Origin of the sequence: Lysobacter sp. Root604, from assembly GCF_001427505.1 — a bacterium.
Taxonomy (GTDB): domain Bacteria; phylum Pseudomonadota; class Gammaproteobacteria; order Xanthomonadales; family Xanthomonadaceae; genus Lysobacter.
Genome location: NZ_LMGS01000009.1, coordinates 863,580 through 880,414, shown reverse-complemented (window position 1 = coordinate 880,414; position 16,835 = coordinate 863,580). Strand labels below are relative to the sequence as shown.

Genomic DNA, 16,835 nt, shown 5'->3' with positions numbered 1-16,835 from the left:
ATCCCGACGCGAAGGAGCTTCCCGTCATGCAATGCCTGAACAACCTGCTGCTCAACACCGACAGCTACAAGGCCAGTCACTGGCTGCAGTATCCGCCCGGCACCGATGCCACGTTCTTCTACGTCGAATCGCGCGGCGGCGTCTACGATCGCACCGTATTCTTCGGCTTGCAGGCCATCCTCAAGGAATACCTGGGCAAGCCGATCAGCCACGCCGATATCGACGAGGCGCGCGATCTCTACGCCGCGCACGGCGAGCCCTTCAACGAAGCCGGTTGGCGCTACATCGTCGATCACCACGGCGGCCTGCTGCCGCTGCGCATTCGCGGGGTGCCCGAAGGCACGGTGGTGCCGACCCATCAGGCCCTGGTCACGATCGAGTCCACCGACCCGCAGGCGTATTGGGTGCCGTCCTACGTCGAGACCCTGCTGCTGCGCCTGTGGTACCCGGTGACGGTGGCCACGATCAGCTGGCACGCCAAGCAGACCATCCGCCAGTTCCTGGAACGCACCAGCGACGATCCCGAAGGCCAGCTGCCGTTCAAGCTGCACGACTTCGGCGCGCGCGGCGTGTCCAGCGCCGAATCGGCCGCGCTGGGCGGCGTCGCCCACCTGGTCAACTTCATGGGCACCGACACCGTCGCCAGCCTGCTCGCGGCGCGCGCCTACTATCACGAGGCCATGGCCGGCTATTCGATCCCGGCCGCCGAGCACAGCACCATCACCAGTTGGGGCCGCGAGCACGAGGTCGACGCCTACCGCAACATGCTGCGCCAGTTCGCCAAGCCCGGCGCGATCGTGGCCGTGGTTTCGGACAGCTACGACATCTTCCACGCGATCCGCGAGCACTGGGGCAAGACCCTGCGCGAGGAAGTGATCGCCTCGGGCGCGACCGTGGTGATCCGCCCCGACTCCGGCGACCCGGTCGACGTGGTCCACCAGTGCCTGAGCCTGCTCGACGAAGCCTTCGGCCACACCGTCAACGGCAAGGGCTACAAGGTGCTCAACCACGTGCGCGTGATCCAGGGCGACGGCATCAACCCGACCAGCATCCGCGCGATCCTGGAACGCGCGACCAGCTACGGCTACGCCACCGACAACCTCGCCTTCGGCATGGGCGGCGCGCTGCTGCAACGCTTGGACCGCGATACCCAGAAGTTCGCGCTCAAGTGCTCGGCCGCGCGCGTGAACGGCGAATGGATCGACGTCTACAAGGACCCGGTCACCGACAAGGGCAAGGCCAGCAAACGCGGTCGCATGACCCTGCTGCGCCATCGCGAGTACGGCCACTTCAAGACCGTGCCGGTGCCGGCCGAGGCGGCGACGCTGGAAGACCTGGCTCGGCCTGCCGGTTACGACGACGCCATGGTCACGGTGTGGGAGAACGGCCGCCTGCTGCGCGACTGGCGTTTCGACGAGGTGCGCGCCCTGGCCAACGCCGCGCGGCTGTAAGCGCGGGCGCCACGCGCCCGTTGGCGCGGCGTGCCAGCCGCGCAACGCTGCTTCTTCCCGGCGCCGATTGCGCGGCGCCGGGGCTGCGCGGACACTGCCGCTCTGGCCCGCGTGGCCTGCCGCCCGAGACCCCGATGGACATACTGCTGCACCTGATCGAAAGCTACGGCCTGCTCGTGGTCTTCGTCGCCGTGCTGCTGGATCAGGGCGGGCTGCCGGTGCCGGCCTACCCGCCGATCATCGTCACCGCCGCGATCGCGGTGGACCGCGGCGAGAGCCTGCTGGCGATCGTGCTGGTCGCCTCGGCCGCCGCGGTGGTCGCCGACTGGCTGTGGTTCCTAGGCGGGCGCCGGTTCGGCAATGCGCTGCTGAAGCTGATGTGCCGACTGTCGCTGTCGCCGGATTCCTGCGTGCTGATGACGCGCGGCGTGTACGCGCGCTGGGGCGCGCCCTCGCTGATCCTGGCCAAGTTCGTGCCCGGCTTCGCCGCGGTCGCGACCACCCTGGCCGGCGACACCGGCACCAGCACGCGCCGCTTCCTGCTGTTTGACGCGATCGGCGCGCTGCTATGGGCCAGCGTGGCGGTGGCGGTGGGCGCGGTGTTCCATCGCGCGGTCAACGACGTGCTCGCGCGCCTGGAAGCGCTGGGCCACTACGCGCTGCCGGTGTTGCTGGCGCTGATCGCGACCTTCGTGGCCTACAAGTGGGTGCGCCGGCAGTGGTTTCTGCGCCAGTTGCGCATGGCCCGGATCACGGTCGGCGAGCTCTACCGCATGATCGAGGACGGCAGCGGCCCGACCATCCTGGACGTCCGCCGCGCCGAGAGCCGCGCCGAATCGGGCTGGATCCCGGGAGCGATCTTCGTCGCCACCCTGTCGGACGCGCCGTTGATACCGGCCGACGAAGTGATCGTCTATTGCGACTGTCCCAGCGAGGCCTCGGCGGCGGTGCTGGCGCAGGAACTCAAGCGCCGCGGCTACAAGCGCGTGCGCCCGCTCGCGGGCGGTTTCGCGGCCTGGGCGGCCGAAGGCCACGCGATCGCGCGCGACTGAGGACGCGCGCTCAGTCGGGCGCGCGCTCGTACAACTCCAGCGGCAGTTCGTCGGGGTCGGCGAAGAAGGTGTAGCGCCGGCCGGTGTATTCGTCCACGCGTACCGGCTCCACCGTTACGCCATGGCCCTGCAGGGCGCTTACCGCGGCGTCGATGTCGACCACCTCGAACGCCAGGTGGCGCAGGCCGCGCGCCTCCGGGTAGGACGGGCGCGGCGGCGGATCGGGAAACGAGAACAGCTCCAGCTGGCTGCCGTCGGGCAGGGCCAGGTCGAGCTTGTAGGAGTCGCGCGCCGCCCGGTAGGCCTCGGCGATCACCCGCAGCCCCAGCACCTGGGTGTAGAAGTGCTTGGAGCGCGGGTAGTCGGAGCAGATCAGGGCAACGTGATGGAGGGCGGAAATCCGCATGACGGTCGTCGCAATCGGGCGAGCCCTATTCTAGGGCGGGCATCGCCAGCTCGGTGCGGCCCCGCCTTCACGCCACGATCGGCATGCCGGTTCGACCGTGCCTGCGGGGCCGCGGCGCGGCCGCGTCGACATCGCCTGCACGACGATCTGAGACAATTCGGGCAGGACGAGCCGCATCCCCCACGACATCGCCCGACCCTGGTTCGAGACACTGGTCCAAGCCACAGGCTGTCGCAATGCCGTCCACCCAACTCGCCGCCGACCTGACGCAGTCGCACCTGCGTTTCATCCGCCGCATCCGTCGCATGCGCAGCATCGGCCTGGGCTTGGGCATGCTGTGCGTGGGCTCGGGCCTGTACGCCACCGACGCGCCGGCGGCGGTGTGGGCGCTGCTGGCGTTCAACGGCCTGGTCTGGCCGCACCTGGCCTATTGGCTGTCGCGCCGCAATGCCCACCCCGACCGCACCGAGTTCCGCAATCTGACCGTGGACTCGGCCATGGGCGGGGTCTGGATCGCGCTGATGCAGTTCAACCTGCTGCCCTCGGTGCTGCTGGCGGTGATGCTGACCATGGACAAGCTCAGCGTCGGCGGCCCGCGCTTCGCCTCGCGCGCGCTGCTGTGGATGATGGCCGCCTGCCTGATCGTGGCGGCCTTGAACGGTTTCGCGTTCGCGCCGCACAGCGGGCAGATGGAGATTCTGGGCTCGCTGCCGCTGCTGATCGCCTACCCGCTCACCATCGGCATCGCGACCTGGGAGCTGGGCCACAAGGTGCGCCTGCAGAACAAGCTGCTGCGCGAGGTCGCGGTGGTGGATTTCGCCTCCGGCCTGGCCAATCGCCGGCATTGGCTGGAAGTGGTGCGCGGCGAGCTCGCGCGCCACCAGCGCACCCAGCGGCCGGCGACCTTGATGATGATCGACATCGACCACTTCAAGCAGATCAACGACAGCCAGGGCCACACCGTCGGCGACCAGGTCATCGAGGAATTCGCCGCGCTGCTGCAGCATTGCCTGCGCGAGACCGACACCGCCGGCCGCTACGGCGGCGACGAGTTCGCGGTGGTGCTGCCGGGCTCCGACCTCAACGAGGCCCAACACGTGGCCGAACGCGCCCTGGAGCGCGTGCGCGAGCGCCTGTTCGCGCAGGGCCTGCGCTGCTCGATCAGCATCGGCGCGGCCGAAGCCGGGCCGAGCACGCCCGACGCCGGGTCCTGGATCCGCAAGGCCGACAAGGCCCTGTACCGGGCCAAGGCCGCTGGCCGCGATCGCGTCGAACTGGCGCAGTGATGCCGCCGCCTGGCCGATACTGGTCCCCTTCCCCATCGGATCGCGCATGACCGTCTACGTCGACGATGCCGTCTGGCCCTGGCGCGGCGCGCGCTGGGCCCATCTGATGGCCGATACCCTGGACGAGCTGCACGCCTTCGCGCAACGGCTGGGGATTCCGCGGCGCGCGTTCCAGAACAAGACCAGCGGCGCCCACTACGACGTCGACACCGCGATGCGCGAACGCGCGATCGCCCTGGGCGCGGTCGCGATCTCGCGCCATCGCGATCGCGAGCTGGTGCATGCGGTGATCGCCAACGCCAAGGCGCAAGGCCGCGGCGAGCGGCCTTGATCGGACGCGTCGCCGCGGCGAGCGGCCTTGCGCGCGCCTAGGACTTGAGCTTGTAGCCGGTGCGGAAGATCAGCCAGATCGCCAGCAGGCACAGCAGCAGGAAGGCCGCGGTCATGCCCACGCTGACCGCGATGCTGACGTCGGACACGCCGTAGAAGCTCCAGCGAAAGCCGCTGACCAGGTACACCACCGGATTGAACAGCGACAGCTTCTGCCACAGCGGCGGCAGCATGTGGATGGAATAGAAACTGCCGCCCAGGAAGGCCAGCGGAGTGACGATCATCATCGGCACGATCTGCAGCTTCTCGAAGCCGTCCGCCCAGACCCCGATGATGAAGCCGAACAGGCTGAAGCTGACCGCGGTCAGGACCAGGAAGCCGACCATCCAGAACGGGTGCGCGATCTCGAACGGCACGAACAGGCGCGCCGTGGCCAGCATGATCGCGCCCAGGATCACCGACTTGGTCGCGGCCGCACCGACGTAGCCCAGCACCACCTCGACGAAGGAGATCGGCGCCGACAGGATCTCGAAGATGGTGCCGGTGAACTTGGGCATGTAGATGCCGAAGGAGGCGTTGGAGATGCTCTCGGTCAGCAGCGCCAGCATGATCAGGCCCGGCACGATGTAGGCGCCGTAGCTGATGCCGTCGATGGCGACCATGCGCGAGCCGATCGCCGAGCCGAACACGATGAAGTACAGCGAGGTCGACAGCACCGGCGAGGCGATGCTCTGCATCAGGGTGCGCCAGGTGCGGTGCATCTCGAAGTAGTAGATGGCGCGGATCGCGTAGACGTTCATGGCGTCGCTCCGCGCGCGCTGGAGCGCACCAGGCTGACGAAGATCTCCTCCAGCGAGCTCTGCGTGGTCTGCAGGTCCTTGAAGTCGATGCCGTGCTCGCCCAGGCAGCGCAGCACCGCGGCGATGCCGGTCTCCTCGGCCTGGGCGTCGAAGGTGTAGACCAGTTCCTGACCGTCGGCCGACAGCTCCAGCGGCAGCCCGGTCAGCGGTTCGGGCAGCCGTTGCAGCGGCGTCTGCAAGTGCAGGGTCAGCTGCTTCTTGCCGAGCTTGCGCATCAGCGCCGCCTTGTCCTCGACCAGCACGATCTCGCCGTGGTTGATCACGCCGATGCGGTCGGCCATTTCCTCGGCCTCCTCGATGTAATGCGTGGTCAGGATCACGGTCACGCCGCTCGCGCGCAGCGCCGACACCATGTTCCACATGTCGCGGCGCAGCTCGACGTCGACCCCGGCGGTGGGCTCGTCCAGGAACAGCACCTTGGGCTCGTGCGACAGCGCCTTGGCGATCAGCACCCGGCGCTTCATGCCGCCGGACAGGGCCATGATCTTGGCGTCCTTCTTGTCCCACAGCGACAGGTCGCGCAGCACCTTTTCCAGGTGCTGCGGATTGGGCGGTTTGCCGAACAGGCCGCGACTGAACTTGACCGTGTCCCACACGCTTTCGAAGGCGTCGGTGGACAACTCCTGCGGCACCAGGCCGATCTTGGCGCGCGCGGCGCGGAAGTCGCGCAGGATGTCGTGGCCGTCGACGCGCACCGTACCCGAGGTGGGATTGACGATGCCGCAGACGATGCTGATCAGGGTGGTCTTGCCGGCGCCGTTCGGCCCCAACAGGGCGAAGATCTCGCCCTGGCGTATCGCCAGATCCACGCCTTTGAGGGCCTGGAAACCGCCGGCGTAGGCCTTGGTCAGGCCGACGATGGAGACGATGGCTTCGCTGGACGCGCGGTCGGGCGCTGGCGCGGTCGAGGGCATGGCAACTCCGTCAGGATCGGTGCGGCGACAGCGGGGCGACGCCGGCGGCGCGGGATCCGCCGACCAGGTCGAGCGTCGCCACTCTACCCGACCCGGCGCGCACGCACTGTGCAGCGGACGGCGTCGCGCTCAGGCCGCGATCGCGAGTTCCTCGCCATGCTGCTGCGCGGCATGGTCCTGCAGCACGCGATCGAGCAGCTTGCGCTCCAACAGGGCCAGTTCGAACGGCAACTGCTCGGGCGTAGGCGTCGCTCGCGCGACCACGGGTGCGGGTTGCGGCAGCGGCGCCGTCCGCAGGCAGCCCATGCCGTACAAGGTCTCGCGCACGGCGGTGTCCAGGTCGGTGCGCGGCTCCTCGCCGAGGAAGCCGAGCAGACGGCGGTTGTCCAGCCGCACCGGCTCCATCCACAGCCGGCGCTGTTCGGCGATGTCGCGGAACATCGGCAGCAGGGGCGAACTCATGCGCAGCAGGGCCCAGGGGAAGCGCTTCACGCGCAGGCCGGCACGCCCGAGCGCGCGCGCGATCGCCGCGGCCATGGCGGTGCCGTCGGCGTCCCAATGTCCGCCGACATGGAAACGCTCGTAGGCGTCCAGGCGCTCCTCCTGTTCGACCAGGCGCAGCATGGTTTCGGCCAGATCCGGCAGATAGCACCATTGGTGACCGATGCCGACGCGACCGGGGTAGCGCACGCCGCTCACCGCGCGGCCCGGTTCGACCATGGCCTGGGCGAACCAACTGTGGCCGGCGTGCGGCCCGAAGTGGTCGCCGCTGCGCACGATCAGGGCGCGCGCGCCCTGCTCCACCGCGTCGCGCAGGCGCCGCTCCATCTCCACCCGCAACGCGCCGCGCCGCGTCTGCGGCTGCTGCGGCGCGTCCTCCGCCACCGACGCCGAGGGCGCGTAGTTGCTGGCGCTGCCCGGCAATAGCAGACGCGCGCGGCCGGCGATGGCGGCGTCCAGGCTGTGCTGCAGCATGCTCAGCGACTGCGTATCGCCGTCCTGGAACACGGACGGGTTCACCGCATGCACGATCAGCGACGCGCCCTTGGCGGCCTGCATCACGTCGTCGCGCTGCATCGCGTCGCCGCGCCACCAGTAGATGCCGTTGCCGCGGCGCCCGGCCATGCGGCTGCGGTGCTGCAGCGCGTGCACTTCCCAGCCGCGCTGGACCAGGCGCACCGCGACTTCTCCGCCGATGCCGCCGCTGGCGCCCAGGACCAGGGCGCGTCTGTTCGAGTTCATCCTGCCCTCCGTTGCCTGCGCCGGTCGCGACACGACCGGCCTGTGGCATACCTTGGCATCGCGGTCATGGCGGCGTAACTGACGAATGTCATCCGCTGCGCACGCAGGTCGCATGCATCGTGTGCGCGCCGTCGCGAGAACGATCGCTGCCGCACAGCACGCCCCGGGGACAGGCCGCACGCTCGCGCTAGGGCCGCATGCGCGAAGCGAGGCCGGGATCGGCTTGACGTTGGTTGGCGCCAGCGAGCGCGCTGGACCGGCCGCCGGAGTTTCCGTCACCTGGTCTTGAGCGCCGGCCGCCGGCACTACGCTTCCGGGCCAGGCGGCGGGCCGCATGAGCACGAGCCTGACGATGTCGCATCGCCGCGGCTTGCTGCCGGGTGTGTGCGCGACCGGCGCGTTTCTCGCCGACCGCCTGCGCGCGCCGGAGCCCGGCGCCCGATCGACGCGTCCCGATCAGCGGCGCGCGCCGCGCTCGATCAGATAGCGGCGTACGTCGTCTGTGCGCGCCTGATTCAGCGGCGAGCGCCACACCGGCGCCGCGCCCGCATGCGCACGCACCGCTACACCCAGGTTGACGTCCGCGCCGCGTTCGACCAGGTAGGCGACCGCACGCGCATCGCCGCTGCGCGCGGCGTTGATCAGCGCGGTCTCGTCGTCTTCGACGATGGCGTCTATGTCCGCGCCGGCTTCGACCAGGCGGCGAACCACGGCCAGATTGTCGCGCTGCGCGGCGGCCGCGATCAGGGCGTTGCCGTCGCCGCGCACGCGCAGGTCGACCTGGGCGCCCAGGCGCAGCAGCTCGGCGACCAGGGCCGGATCGCGCCGGCGCGCGGCCTCGATCAGGGCGGTGCCGTCGCCGGGCACGGCCGCGTCGACGTCGGCGCCGCGCGCGACCATGTGACGCAGCGCGTCGATACGACCGGCCCTGACCGCGTCGATCAAGGCCGCGCCGTCCTCGGCGGCGGCGCTGGCCGGTTTCAGCAGCATCGAGGCCAACAGGCCCAGCACCAGCGCCGCATAGAGCGCGGCGCGAATCGGATAGCGGATACGCATGCGGGCAGCTCCGGAACTGTTGCGCTCAGCGGCGCGGGCGATTGGGGTCGTAGCCGGCGTCGATCAGCACGCGTTGCACCGCGCGTTGTTCGTCGGCCGTGGCGGCCTGGTGATACAGCTTCATCACCACGCCTTCGTTGGATGCGACCAGCAGGCTCTTCAGCACTTCCTGGCGCAGCAGCGGCGCGCTGCGCACGTTCGGATACAGGGCCAGCAGATCGCGGGTGGCGTTGGCGGTGCCCAGGGCCTGGATCGCGGCGATCCGGGTGCCCGAATCGGTGGAACTGTTGGCGACCTCGGCCAGCACCTCGCTTTGCCCGGCCACGCCCAGCGCCTGCAGCGCGCCGCGGCGCAGGCTCGCGTTCGAACTGCGGCGCGCGACCTCGGCCAGATCCTGGTAGCTGCCCGCCACGCCCATCGCCTTGAGCACCAGCAGCTTGCGATCGGCCTGCGGCACCGCGGCGTAGACCTGGCGCAGCTCGTCGCCGGCGTTGGCCACCGCCAGCATGCGCACCGCACGCTCGGACAGCAGCGGATCGTTGCCGCGCGCGACCACCGCCACCTGCGCCAGCGCGCCGGCGTCGTCCATCTGACTGAGCAGGAACAGCGCGCGTTGCTTCAGGCGCGGCGCACCGTTGCCGTTGAGCAGGGCCACCAGTTTCGGGATCGCCTGCGCGGGCGGCTGCCGCAGCAGCGCGGTCAGCGAGTCGTCGCCACCGACCGCCGGCGCCTGGTTCCTGCCGTGCAGCAGCTGCGCGGCGTCGCGGTTCCAGCGGCTGCGCGGGAACTCGCCACGCAGGCGCTTGACCAGCGCGGTCGCCTCGTCGTCGCGGCCGGCGCGCATGAGCGCGTAAGCCTGCCAATAGATGGCCGCGTCGACCGCATCGGGCTCGCTCTGGCGCAGGCGCCGTTCGAGATCGGCGAAACGCAGTTGCGCGCCCCTCCAGTCGCCCGAGCCCAGGGCGCTGTGGCCCTGCCAATACAGGGCGTTCATCTCGCCGCCCGGATCCAGCGGCGCCGCCGCCAGGGGCGCGGCGAACAGCAGCGTGGCCAGGGTCAGCGCCGTCAGGCGCGGACGCAGTGGGATGTGGCGGATCATGTCGTCGCTCCTTCCTGCGCGGCGGCGCTGCCGCTGCGCTGTTGCAAACGCGCTTCGACCGCGCGCACCTGGAACACCAGATCGCTGCCGTCGACATAGTCGCGCAGCGCGTTTTCTTGTTCGACGCCCGCGGCGGGCGTTCGGTTAGCCAGTTCGATCAGGGTCGGCTCCAGCGAATGCAGGAAGCCGGCCAGCGCGCGGTCGCCGCGCTCGGCCGCGGCGGCGGCGTAGAGACGGTTGTCGTCGACCAGGTCGCGCACATAGGCCGGATCCATCGGCGCCAGCGCCCCGCCCTCGTTGTTGACCACGCTCAGCAACAGGCCTTCGGTGCTGCGCAGATGTCCGGCCACGTAGGCGTCGAGCACGCGGTCGGCGCGGTCGTTGCCGGCACCCTCCGGCGCGCGCGCGGGCACGGGCGCGGCGGGCTGGGCCGCGACCGGCGCGGCCGGTGGCATCGGGTCGCGGCCTGCGAACGGCAGATAGACCGCCAGCGCCAGCACGGCGGTCGCGGCCAGGCCGGCGCCCCAGGCGCGCAGACGGCGGCGCGGCCGCGCATGCGCGCGCGCGGTCGCGCGCGGCACCGACGCGGTGGCCGGCGCCGACGCCTCGGCCAGTCGCGGCTGCAGACGCTGCCACAGCCGCGCTTCCAGGTCCGGATCGTAGGGCGGCAGCGCGTCGGCGTCGGCCGCGGCCAACAGCTGGCGCAGGCGCTGATAGCGCGCGGCGAGCTCGGGCGAGGCGGCCAGCGCGGACGCGATCTCGCGCAGGCGCTCGGGCGCAAGGCCGTCGCGGTAGTGGTACAGGATCAGGTCGTCGTCGCGGATGGACATGGCTTACCTCAAGGTTTCCAGGGCGTCGCGCAATTTGCGCACCGCGCGGAAGATGGCCTGCTTGCACTGGCCGGTATTCATACCCAGGGTTTCGGCGATCCGCTCCAGCGGTTCGCCTTCCCAATGACGCAGGACGAAAGCGGCGCGCTCGGACGGACTCAGGCGCTGCATCTGGCGGTCGATGCGCAGGCCGATCTGCACGCCGGAGGCGCGCGCCTCCGGATCCGGCGCGTCGTCGGGCAGCGCGGCCAGGAAATCCGCCCCTTCCTCGTCCTCCGGATGGGCGGCGGGGCCGTCCTGGCGATGGCGGGCGTCGCGGCGCAGTTGCTCCAGCGCCGCGTTCACCGCGATCCGGTGCAGCCAGGTCGAGAACGCGGCGCGGCCGTCGTAGCCGGCCAGGCCGCGCCAGGCCTTGTAGAACGCCTCCTGCACCGCGTCCTCGGCCAACGCGGCGTCGCGGGTGATGCGGAAGCACAACTGGAACAGCGGCCGCGCGTGCGCGTCCACCAGCCCGCGGAACGCGCGCTCGTCGCCGGCGCGTGCGCGTGCCACCGCCGATTGCGCTGCGCTGTCCAAGGGTGGGTCGCCGCCGTCCATCCCCTTAGGATGCACCCACCCCGCGATCGGTTAGCCCGGATGTGCGGGCGCCGTCCCCCGGCCTAGAACCGGTAGCGGATCTTGGCCAGCAGCTGGTCGGCGTCGCGCAGCCCCAGGGCGTCGTCGAACAGGGCGCCGCCGCCGATGCCGTCGCGCTCCTGACGCCGGTAGCCGCCGCGCGAATAGGCCAGGAACACGTCCGACTGCGGCCCCAGCAGATAGCGGTAGCGCAGCTGCAGGCCGAAGTTGTTGACGTCGAAGTCCGGCAGCGCCTGGCCGCTGGCGGCCATCCGGCCCGAGGGCTGCAGCCGGTAGCCTTGGCCGCGGCTGCCGCGCACCGCCACCCACTCCGACTTCAGGCGCAGCTCGTGGCGCTGGCCCGGGAACCAGCTCAGACCGAGGCTGGCGAAGTCGCCGCGGCGCGCGTAGCGGCCGAAGTTGCGCCCGCCTTCCCAGATCAGCCAGTCCTCGCCGCGGTCCGGGCCGAACTCGAACGAGGCGTTGAAGGCGTCGCTGGGGTACCAGTTGGCGCTGAGCACCACTTCCTGGGTCGGGCGCGCGCTCAGCCCGCGCGGCGCCAGTTCGATCGAGGCGCCCAGCGACCAGTCGCCGTAGCGGCGGCTGCTGTAACCGACCTCGGCGTCGTAGCGGCCCGAGCGCTGCCACAGTCCGTTGCCGCGCGAGATCAGGTCGTCCGCGCCGTCGCTGATCAGGCTGGCCTCAAGGTAAATCAGGTCGCCGTTGCGGAAGTTGAGGTTGCCGCCCAGCAGCAGATAGGTCGGCAGACGGTCGCCGCGGTCGTTGCTGCGCGCCTGCAGTTCGGCCGACCAGCGCGTGCTGCCGAGTTTCGAGGCCGCATCCTCGATCCGGTGCAGATACACCGCGGTCGCCTCCATTTCGTTGAGGCTGGCGCGGCGCTGGAAACCGAGGTCGTTGAAGTCGAGCCGGTCGCCGAAGTGGGTGAGCTCCAACTCGTAGCGCCAGCGGTTCGACGGCGTCCAATTGATGCGCAGCCAGGCGCCGCTGTCGTCGCTGCCGCGTCCGGCCTGGTCGATGAAACTGGCCAGGGCCTGGGCGTTGACGATCAATCGGTCGTTCGGTTTCCAGCTCAGATCCAGCGCCTGCACCTGCGCCTCGCGATCGCGGTAGGGCCGCTGCACCAGGCTGCCCAGCCAGCCCAGGTTGAGCCCCGGGCGCAGCGGGTACTGCAAGCGCGCCGCATAGAAATCGCGACCGGCCTCGCCGTCCTCGCTGGCCGCGAGCAGGCCGTAGCCCAGCGCGCCGACCGAACCGTTGAGCTTGAGCGCGGCGTCGATGTCGCTGGCGCCGGAGCCGTCGTCGGCGTCGCCGCCGATGCGGCGGGTGTGGATCAGGCGTCCCGCGTCGGGCGTGGTCAGATCGAAGATGCTCTGGTTCTCGGTGAAGAACGGGCGGCGGTCGCTGTAGAAGGTCTCGACCGCGTCGAAGTTGATCACCAGATCGTCGGACTCGACCTGGCCGAAATCCGGATTGACGGTGGCGCTGAGCTGGAAGGTCGGCGAAGGCTTCCAGAACACATCGACGCCGGCGTTGTAGCGGGTGCGGCCGTCGATCAGGTCGTGGTGGGCGGTCAGGTAAGGCCAGAAGTGCAGCAAAGGCTTGCGGTACTGGGCGATTTCGATCGGCTCGAAGCCGGACACGAAACGCCCGCGCGAGGTCGCCACCGCCGGCGTGGCCTGGCGCTCGCCGTTGCTGCCCAGGGTGCGGCTGAAGTAGACGTTGATCTTGCGCGTGGAGGCGTCGGCGCCGCGCATGGTCGCGACCGACCACGGGATCAGCAGTTCGGCCTGCCAGCCGGTGGCGGTCTCGCTCACCGCCCAGGACCAGTCGGTGTCCCAGTCCAGGTTCAGTACGTTCTCGTTGACGACCACGCCGTCCTGCACCGAGCCGGCGCGGTCGACGCTGAAGCTGTAGGCGGTGCGACCGTCGCCGTCGAAATCGATGCTGACGTTGACGCGATCGGCGGCGCGGTCCTGGTCGCGTTCCAGCCGCGGTTTGACCCGCGCGAACGCGCTGGACTGCTCCAGCTCGAACGCCACCGCGATGCCCTCCGGCGTGGACAGCAGGCGCGCCGTGGTGCCCGTGCCGGCGGGCGGCGCTTCCAAGCGGTAGGGCTCGGTGACCTTGAAGTCCTGATACGCGCGCGCCTGCTGCCACTGCGCCTCGTCGACCTTGCCGTCGATCGCGATGGCCGCCTGCGCGCCGCCGGCGAACATCATCGGCAATACCCATCCACCGCATGCCCAGGCATGCGTGCTGCGCTTACTCGTTGTCATCTCAATCCCGGTGCGTTGCGTCTACAGGATTGGATGGGATGCGGCGGCGGTGGTTAGCCGGGTTTCGTCCCGGCGCAACAGGCCTGCGCCGAGCCGTGAACGGCCAGGCGCAGGCGACGACGCGGATTACTGGACCAAGCCGCGGTTCTGTTGCTGGCCCTGCTGCCAACCCTGCTGGGTCGGCGTGGCCACATTGGCGATCTCCTGGCTGTTCTGCTGCAGGGTGCGGTTGAGCAGGTTCTGCTCGGGATGGAGCACCACGTCGCGCGCGCCGCTGAAGCCATGATCGCGCACCGCATACAGATTGCCTTCGTGACTCACCACCCGCGAGATGTCGGGCATGTGATTCTGCTTGGCGAACAAGGCCACCGACGAGGCCAGCACTTCCTGCTGCTGCGGCGCAAGCGCCTTGTACTCGGCTTGCACGCATTTGAGCGCGTTGTTGAACAGCGGATGATCCGGATGGCGCTGGTCGTTGAGCAGGATCGCCTGCGGCTGCTGCGGCGCGCCCAACGGCAGGCCGCCGAAGCCGCCTTCCTGCAGGCTGCCGATGCCGCCGTAGGTCTGGCGCATGGTGCTGCGGATCTGATCGCGCATGCTGGGGGACAGCGTCAGCTGATCCTCACGGTAGTCGCCGGGCATGGGCTTGATCTCGACCTTGTCGCGGTACTGGCCGTGCCGATCCAGTTCCCACTCGTGACCGCTGTTGGCGCTGCGGCCGACCAAGCGCAGATTGCTGGTTTCGTTGTAGGCGTCCGCCGCATGGGCCTTGGTGATGCCGCCGTCGGGCGCGTACTTCATCATCTCCTTGGACAGGATCTCGAACGGCACCCGATGGTCGATGTCGAGGGCGTCGCGGGTCAGCAGCTGGCCGGAAGCGTCGCATTTGAACAGGTGCACGTCGCTGATCTTGCCGGTGGTCGGGCTCTTGATCTGCACCGTGGTCGCATAGGCCTGTTCCAGCTGCGCCTCGTACCACTTGCCGGCGACGCGGGCATCGAAGCTCAGGCCCTTGCGCCCTTCATCGGCCGACCACGGCGTTTCCATGGTGGTCTTGTGGCGTCGCGCCAGGTCGCGGTCTTCGTCGAACGCGGGATGGTTGACGTTGGTGTCGAAACCCAGGCGCTCGTCGACCCACTTCTGCCATTGCGGCGAGTTCGGCCCGTGGGTGGCGTAGATCAGGTCCGCGCTGTCGCGGGCGCGGTTCACCACCGCCGGCAGCATGCGCAGGTTGCCGACGTCGTTGTAGGCGTAGTGGGCATCGGCCTGATTATCGACGCCCTTGTTGACGCAGTGCTGCTTCCACGGCGTGACGTGATCGATGTCCAGCGCGTCGATGCTGTGCCAGGTATCGGTGGTGGCGTTGTGGAACAGCGCGACCCGGCCCTGGTCGGTTTCGACCGGCTGCGCATACATGTTCTTGAACGCCCAGTCGTTGCGCATGTACTCGACGGTGGAGTCGTAGAAGGCCAGCGACTCGCGCGTGTCCTGACTGGTCCAGGGCGTGGTCTGCAGACGACCGCCGTGCTGGGTCGGCTTCAGGTCCTCCCAGCTGACCAGGGTGACGTGTTGTCCGCTTTGCAGGGTGACGTCTTCGAAAGGCATGGTTGGGCTCCTTGGCGGTGACGCATCGGCGTCCTTGGCGGGCGGGCGGCGGGCGGACCCGTCAGTAAGTCATCGGTTGCTGCTGGCCCTGCCCTGGCGCGGGCGCCTTGGCCGGCGTGGGCAGCTTGTCGATAACGGAAGTGTTCTGCTCCACGGTGCGGCTGGCGGCCAGGTCGGCCCCCGCCGACGCGATCAGGCGCCCGGGCGAGTTGGGGTTCTGCACCACGAACAACTTGCCTTCGCTATAGGCCACCTGATCGATCGCGGTCATCTGGTTGGCCTTGGCCACCCAGGCCAGCGACGAGGCCGCGTTCTCCTGCTGGGTCGGGCCGAGCTTCGCGCCCGGCCCCGCCTGCAGGCACTTCAGCGCCTGCGCGAACAGCGGATGATCGGGATGGCGCGGGTCGTTCATCAGCGGCGCGGCCGCGACGGCCGCCGCGAACGCGAACACCGGGGGCTGCGTCTGCGCGCTGGGCTGCGTCGCGCCGAACGGCGCGCCGCCGAGGCCCGTCGCCGCTGCGGCCACCGTCGGCGACGCGGCGAACGAGGGCGTGGACGACAAGGGGTTGAACGCGGGCGTCGAGAGCGACGGGCTCGCGGCCGCGGCCGACGCGGCCAGCGGCGGCGCCGCGTTCGAACGCGATTCGCTGCCCAGCTGCATCGGCGCGACTTCGTCGTCGATGAAATCGTCGAACTCGCCGGACAACTCCGGGTCTTCGTCGTCGCGGTAGTTGCCGAACTGGTCCAGCTCCCACTCGTGCGAACTGTTGGCGCTGCGCGAGACCAGGCGCAGGTTGCTGGTCTCGTTGAACGCGTCCAGCGCGTTGGCCTTGGTCGCCACGCCGCCCTCGGCGTACTTCACCATCTCCTTGGCCAGGATCTCGAACGGCACCTCATGGTCGATGTCGAGGGCGTCGCGCGTACATAGCTGGCCGGACGCCGCGCAATGGAACAACGGCACCGCGGTGACCTTGCCGGTGGTCGGGCTGGTCATCTCGACGCTGCCGGCGTAGCTCTCCTTGAGTTGGTGGTCGAACCATTTGTCGAGCACGCGGGTGTCGAAGCTGAGGCCTTTGCGGCCCTCGCTGGAATCCCAATCCCGGCCGGTGGTGGCGACGGTGCGCCGCGCCAGGTCGCTCTCGGCGTCGTAGGCCGGATGGGCCGCGTCGGGGTCGAAGGCGAAATGCTTCTTGACCCAGGCCTTGGTCTGCGGGGAGTCGTTGCCGTGCTCCTCCAGCATGGTCTCGAAACTTTCGCGCGCGCGATTGACCGGCGACGGCAGCAGGCGCAGGTTGCCGACGTCGTTGTAGGCGCGGTTGGCGTCGGCGTAGTTGTCGACCTTGAGCGCGGTGAGATGCTCCTTCCACTTGCGCGCGTGATCGATGTCCAGCGCGTCGGCCGAATGCCAGGTATCGGTGGCGGCGTTGTGAAACAGCAGCAGATGCTTGCCGTCCTTCGACGCTTTGGTGGGCGACATGTGCTCGATAGCCCAGTCGTTGCGCATGTAGTCGATGGTCGACTCGTAGAAGCCCACGCCCTTGCGCGGATGGCTGGGGTTCCAGGCCTTGGCCTGCAGATCGTCGCCGTGCTTGGTCGGCGCCTCGTCTTCCCACTTCACCAAGGTGACCCGGCCGCCGCCGTGCAACTGGGTCGGAATGAACTCGTGCGCCATGCTGCCTCTCCCTGTCGATGAAACCGACTTCCGTGATGACTGGCGGATCGACGACCGGCGCTCGTCCCCAGGCGCCGGCCTTGCCCCGGCCGGATCGAGCTCACGGCGGGCACGGCGGCG

15 protein-coding genes are annotated in these 16,835 nt (G+C 69.7%); 4 read left to right on the top strand and 11 right to left on the bottom strand.

Going from position 1 to position 16,835, the window contains the following annotated elements; translation table 11 throughout:
- Positions 1-26 precede the first annotated feature (26 nt).
- Positions 27-1,451, top strand: a complete 1,425-nt coding sequence (locus tag ASD69_RS12115) for a nicotinate phosphoribosyltransferase (protein ID WP_056178160.1) — start codon at positions 27-29, stop codon at positions 1,449-1,451.
- Positions 1,452-1,585: 134 nt separating this feature from the next.
- Complete coding sequence (locus ASD69_RS12110; protein ID WP_056178157.1) at positions 1,586-2,503, top strand: rhodanese-like domain-containing protein; 918 nt, start codon at positions 1,586-1,588, stop codon at positions 2,501-2,503.
- Positions 2,504-2,513: 10 nt separating this feature from the next.
- Here ASD69_RS12110 and ASD69_RS12105 read toward each other — a convergent pair whose 3' ends face one another.
- Positions 2,514-2,909, bottom strand: a complete 396-nt coding sequence (locus tag ASD69_RS12105; protein WP_056178156.1) for a VOC family protein — start codon at positions 2,907-2,909, stop codon at positions 2,514-2,516.
- A 236-nt stretch (positions 2,910-3,145) separates the two neighbouring features.
- On the opposite strand from ASD69_RS12105, the gene ASD69_RS12100 reads away from it, so the two are divergent.
- Together ASD69_RS12100 and ASD69_RS12095 are read left to right on the top strand one after the other, a co-directional pair.
- The gene (locus tag ASD69_RS12100; protein ID WP_056178152.1) at positions 3,146-4,195 is read left to right on the top strand and encodes a diguanylate cyclase; all 1,050 of its coding nucleotides are present in this window, start codon (positions 3,146-3,148) and stop codon (positions 4,193-4,195) included.
- 46 nt (positions 4,196-4,241) lie between these two features.
- Positions 4,242-4,526, top strand: a complete 285-nt coding sequence (locus tag ASD69_RS12095; protein ID WP_056178150.1) for a DUF4031 domain-containing protein — start codon at positions 4,242-4,244, stop codon at positions 4,524-4,526.
- A gap of 37 nt (positions 4,527-4,563) precedes the next feature.
- Here the strand turns inward: ASD69_RS12095 and ASD69_RS12090 are convergent, their stop codons facing one another.
- The 10 genes from ASD69_RS12090 to ASD69_RS21960 form a co-directional block, all read right to left on the bottom strand.
- Positions 4,564-5,325: an ABC transporter permease gene (locus tag ASD69_RS12090; RefSeq protein WP_056178148.1), complete on the bottom strand. Its 762-nt coding sequence runs from the start codon at positions 5,323-5,325 to the stop codon at positions 4,564-4,566.
- The gene (locus tag ASD69_RS12085; RefSeq protein ID WP_056178146.1) at positions 5,322-6,299 is read right to left on the bottom strand and encodes an ABC transporter ATP-binding protein; all 978 of its coding nucleotides are present in this window, start codon (positions 6,297-6,299) and stop codon (positions 5,322-5,324) included. The genes ASD69_RS12090 and ASD69_RS12085 overlap by 4 nt, the downstream gene beginning before the upstream one ends.
- A 129-nt stretch (positions 6,300-6,428) precedes the next feature.
- A complete protein-coding gene (locus ASD69_RS12080) occupies positions 6,429-7,541 on the bottom strand; it encodes an NAD-dependent epimerase/dehydratase family protein (protein ID WP_082576449.1) in 1,113 nt (370 codons plus the stop codon).
- 456 nt (positions 7,542-7,997) lie between these two features.
- On the bottom strand, positions 7,998-8,597 hold the full coding sequence (locus tag ASD69_RS12075) for an ankyrin repeat domain-containing protein (RefSeq protein ID WP_056178144.1): 600 nt from the start codon (positions 8,595-8,597) through the stop codon (positions 7,998-8,000).
- A gap of 25 nt (positions 8,598-8,622) precedes the next feature.
- Entirely contained in the window at positions 8,623-9,696 is a 1,074-nt protein-coding gene (locus ASD69_RS12070) for a hypothetical protein (protein WP_056178142.1), read from the bottom strand.
- On the bottom strand, positions 9,693-10,526 hold the full coding sequence (locus tag ASD69_RS12065) for a hypothetical protein (RefSeq protein ID WP_056178140.1): 834 nt from the start codon (positions 10,524-10,526) through the stop codon (positions 9,693-9,695). The genes ASD69_RS12070 and ASD69_RS12065 overlap by 4 nt, the downstream gene beginning before the upstream one ends.
- Before the next feature lie 3 nt (positions 10,527-10,529).
- Entirely contained in the window at positions 10,530-11,078 is a 549-nt protein-coding gene (locus ASD69_RS12060; protein WP_162250647.1) for a sigma-70 family RNA polymerase sigma factor, read from the bottom strand.
- 107 nt (positions 11,079-11,185) lie between these two features.
- Entirely contained in the window at positions 11,186-13,381 is a 2,196-nt protein-coding gene (locus ASD69_RS12055; RefSeq protein WP_056178135.1) for a DUF5916 domain-containing protein, read from the bottom strand.
- Positions 13,382-13,564: 183 nt separating this feature from the next.
- Positions 13,565-15,043, bottom strand: a complete 1,479-nt coding sequence (locus ASD69_RS12050) for an XVIPCD domain-containing protein (RefSeq protein ID WP_056178133.1) — start codon at positions 15,041-15,043, stop codon at positions 13,565-13,567.
- 61 nt (positions 15,044-15,104) lie between these two features.
- Positions 15,105-16,715: an XVIPCD domain-containing protein gene (locus tag ASD69_RS21960; RefSeq protein WP_056178131.1), complete on the bottom strand. Its 1,611-nt coding sequence runs from the start codon at positions 16,713-16,715 to the stop codon at positions 15,105-15,107.
- Between the last annotated feature and the right edge of the window lie 120 nt (positions 16,716-16,835).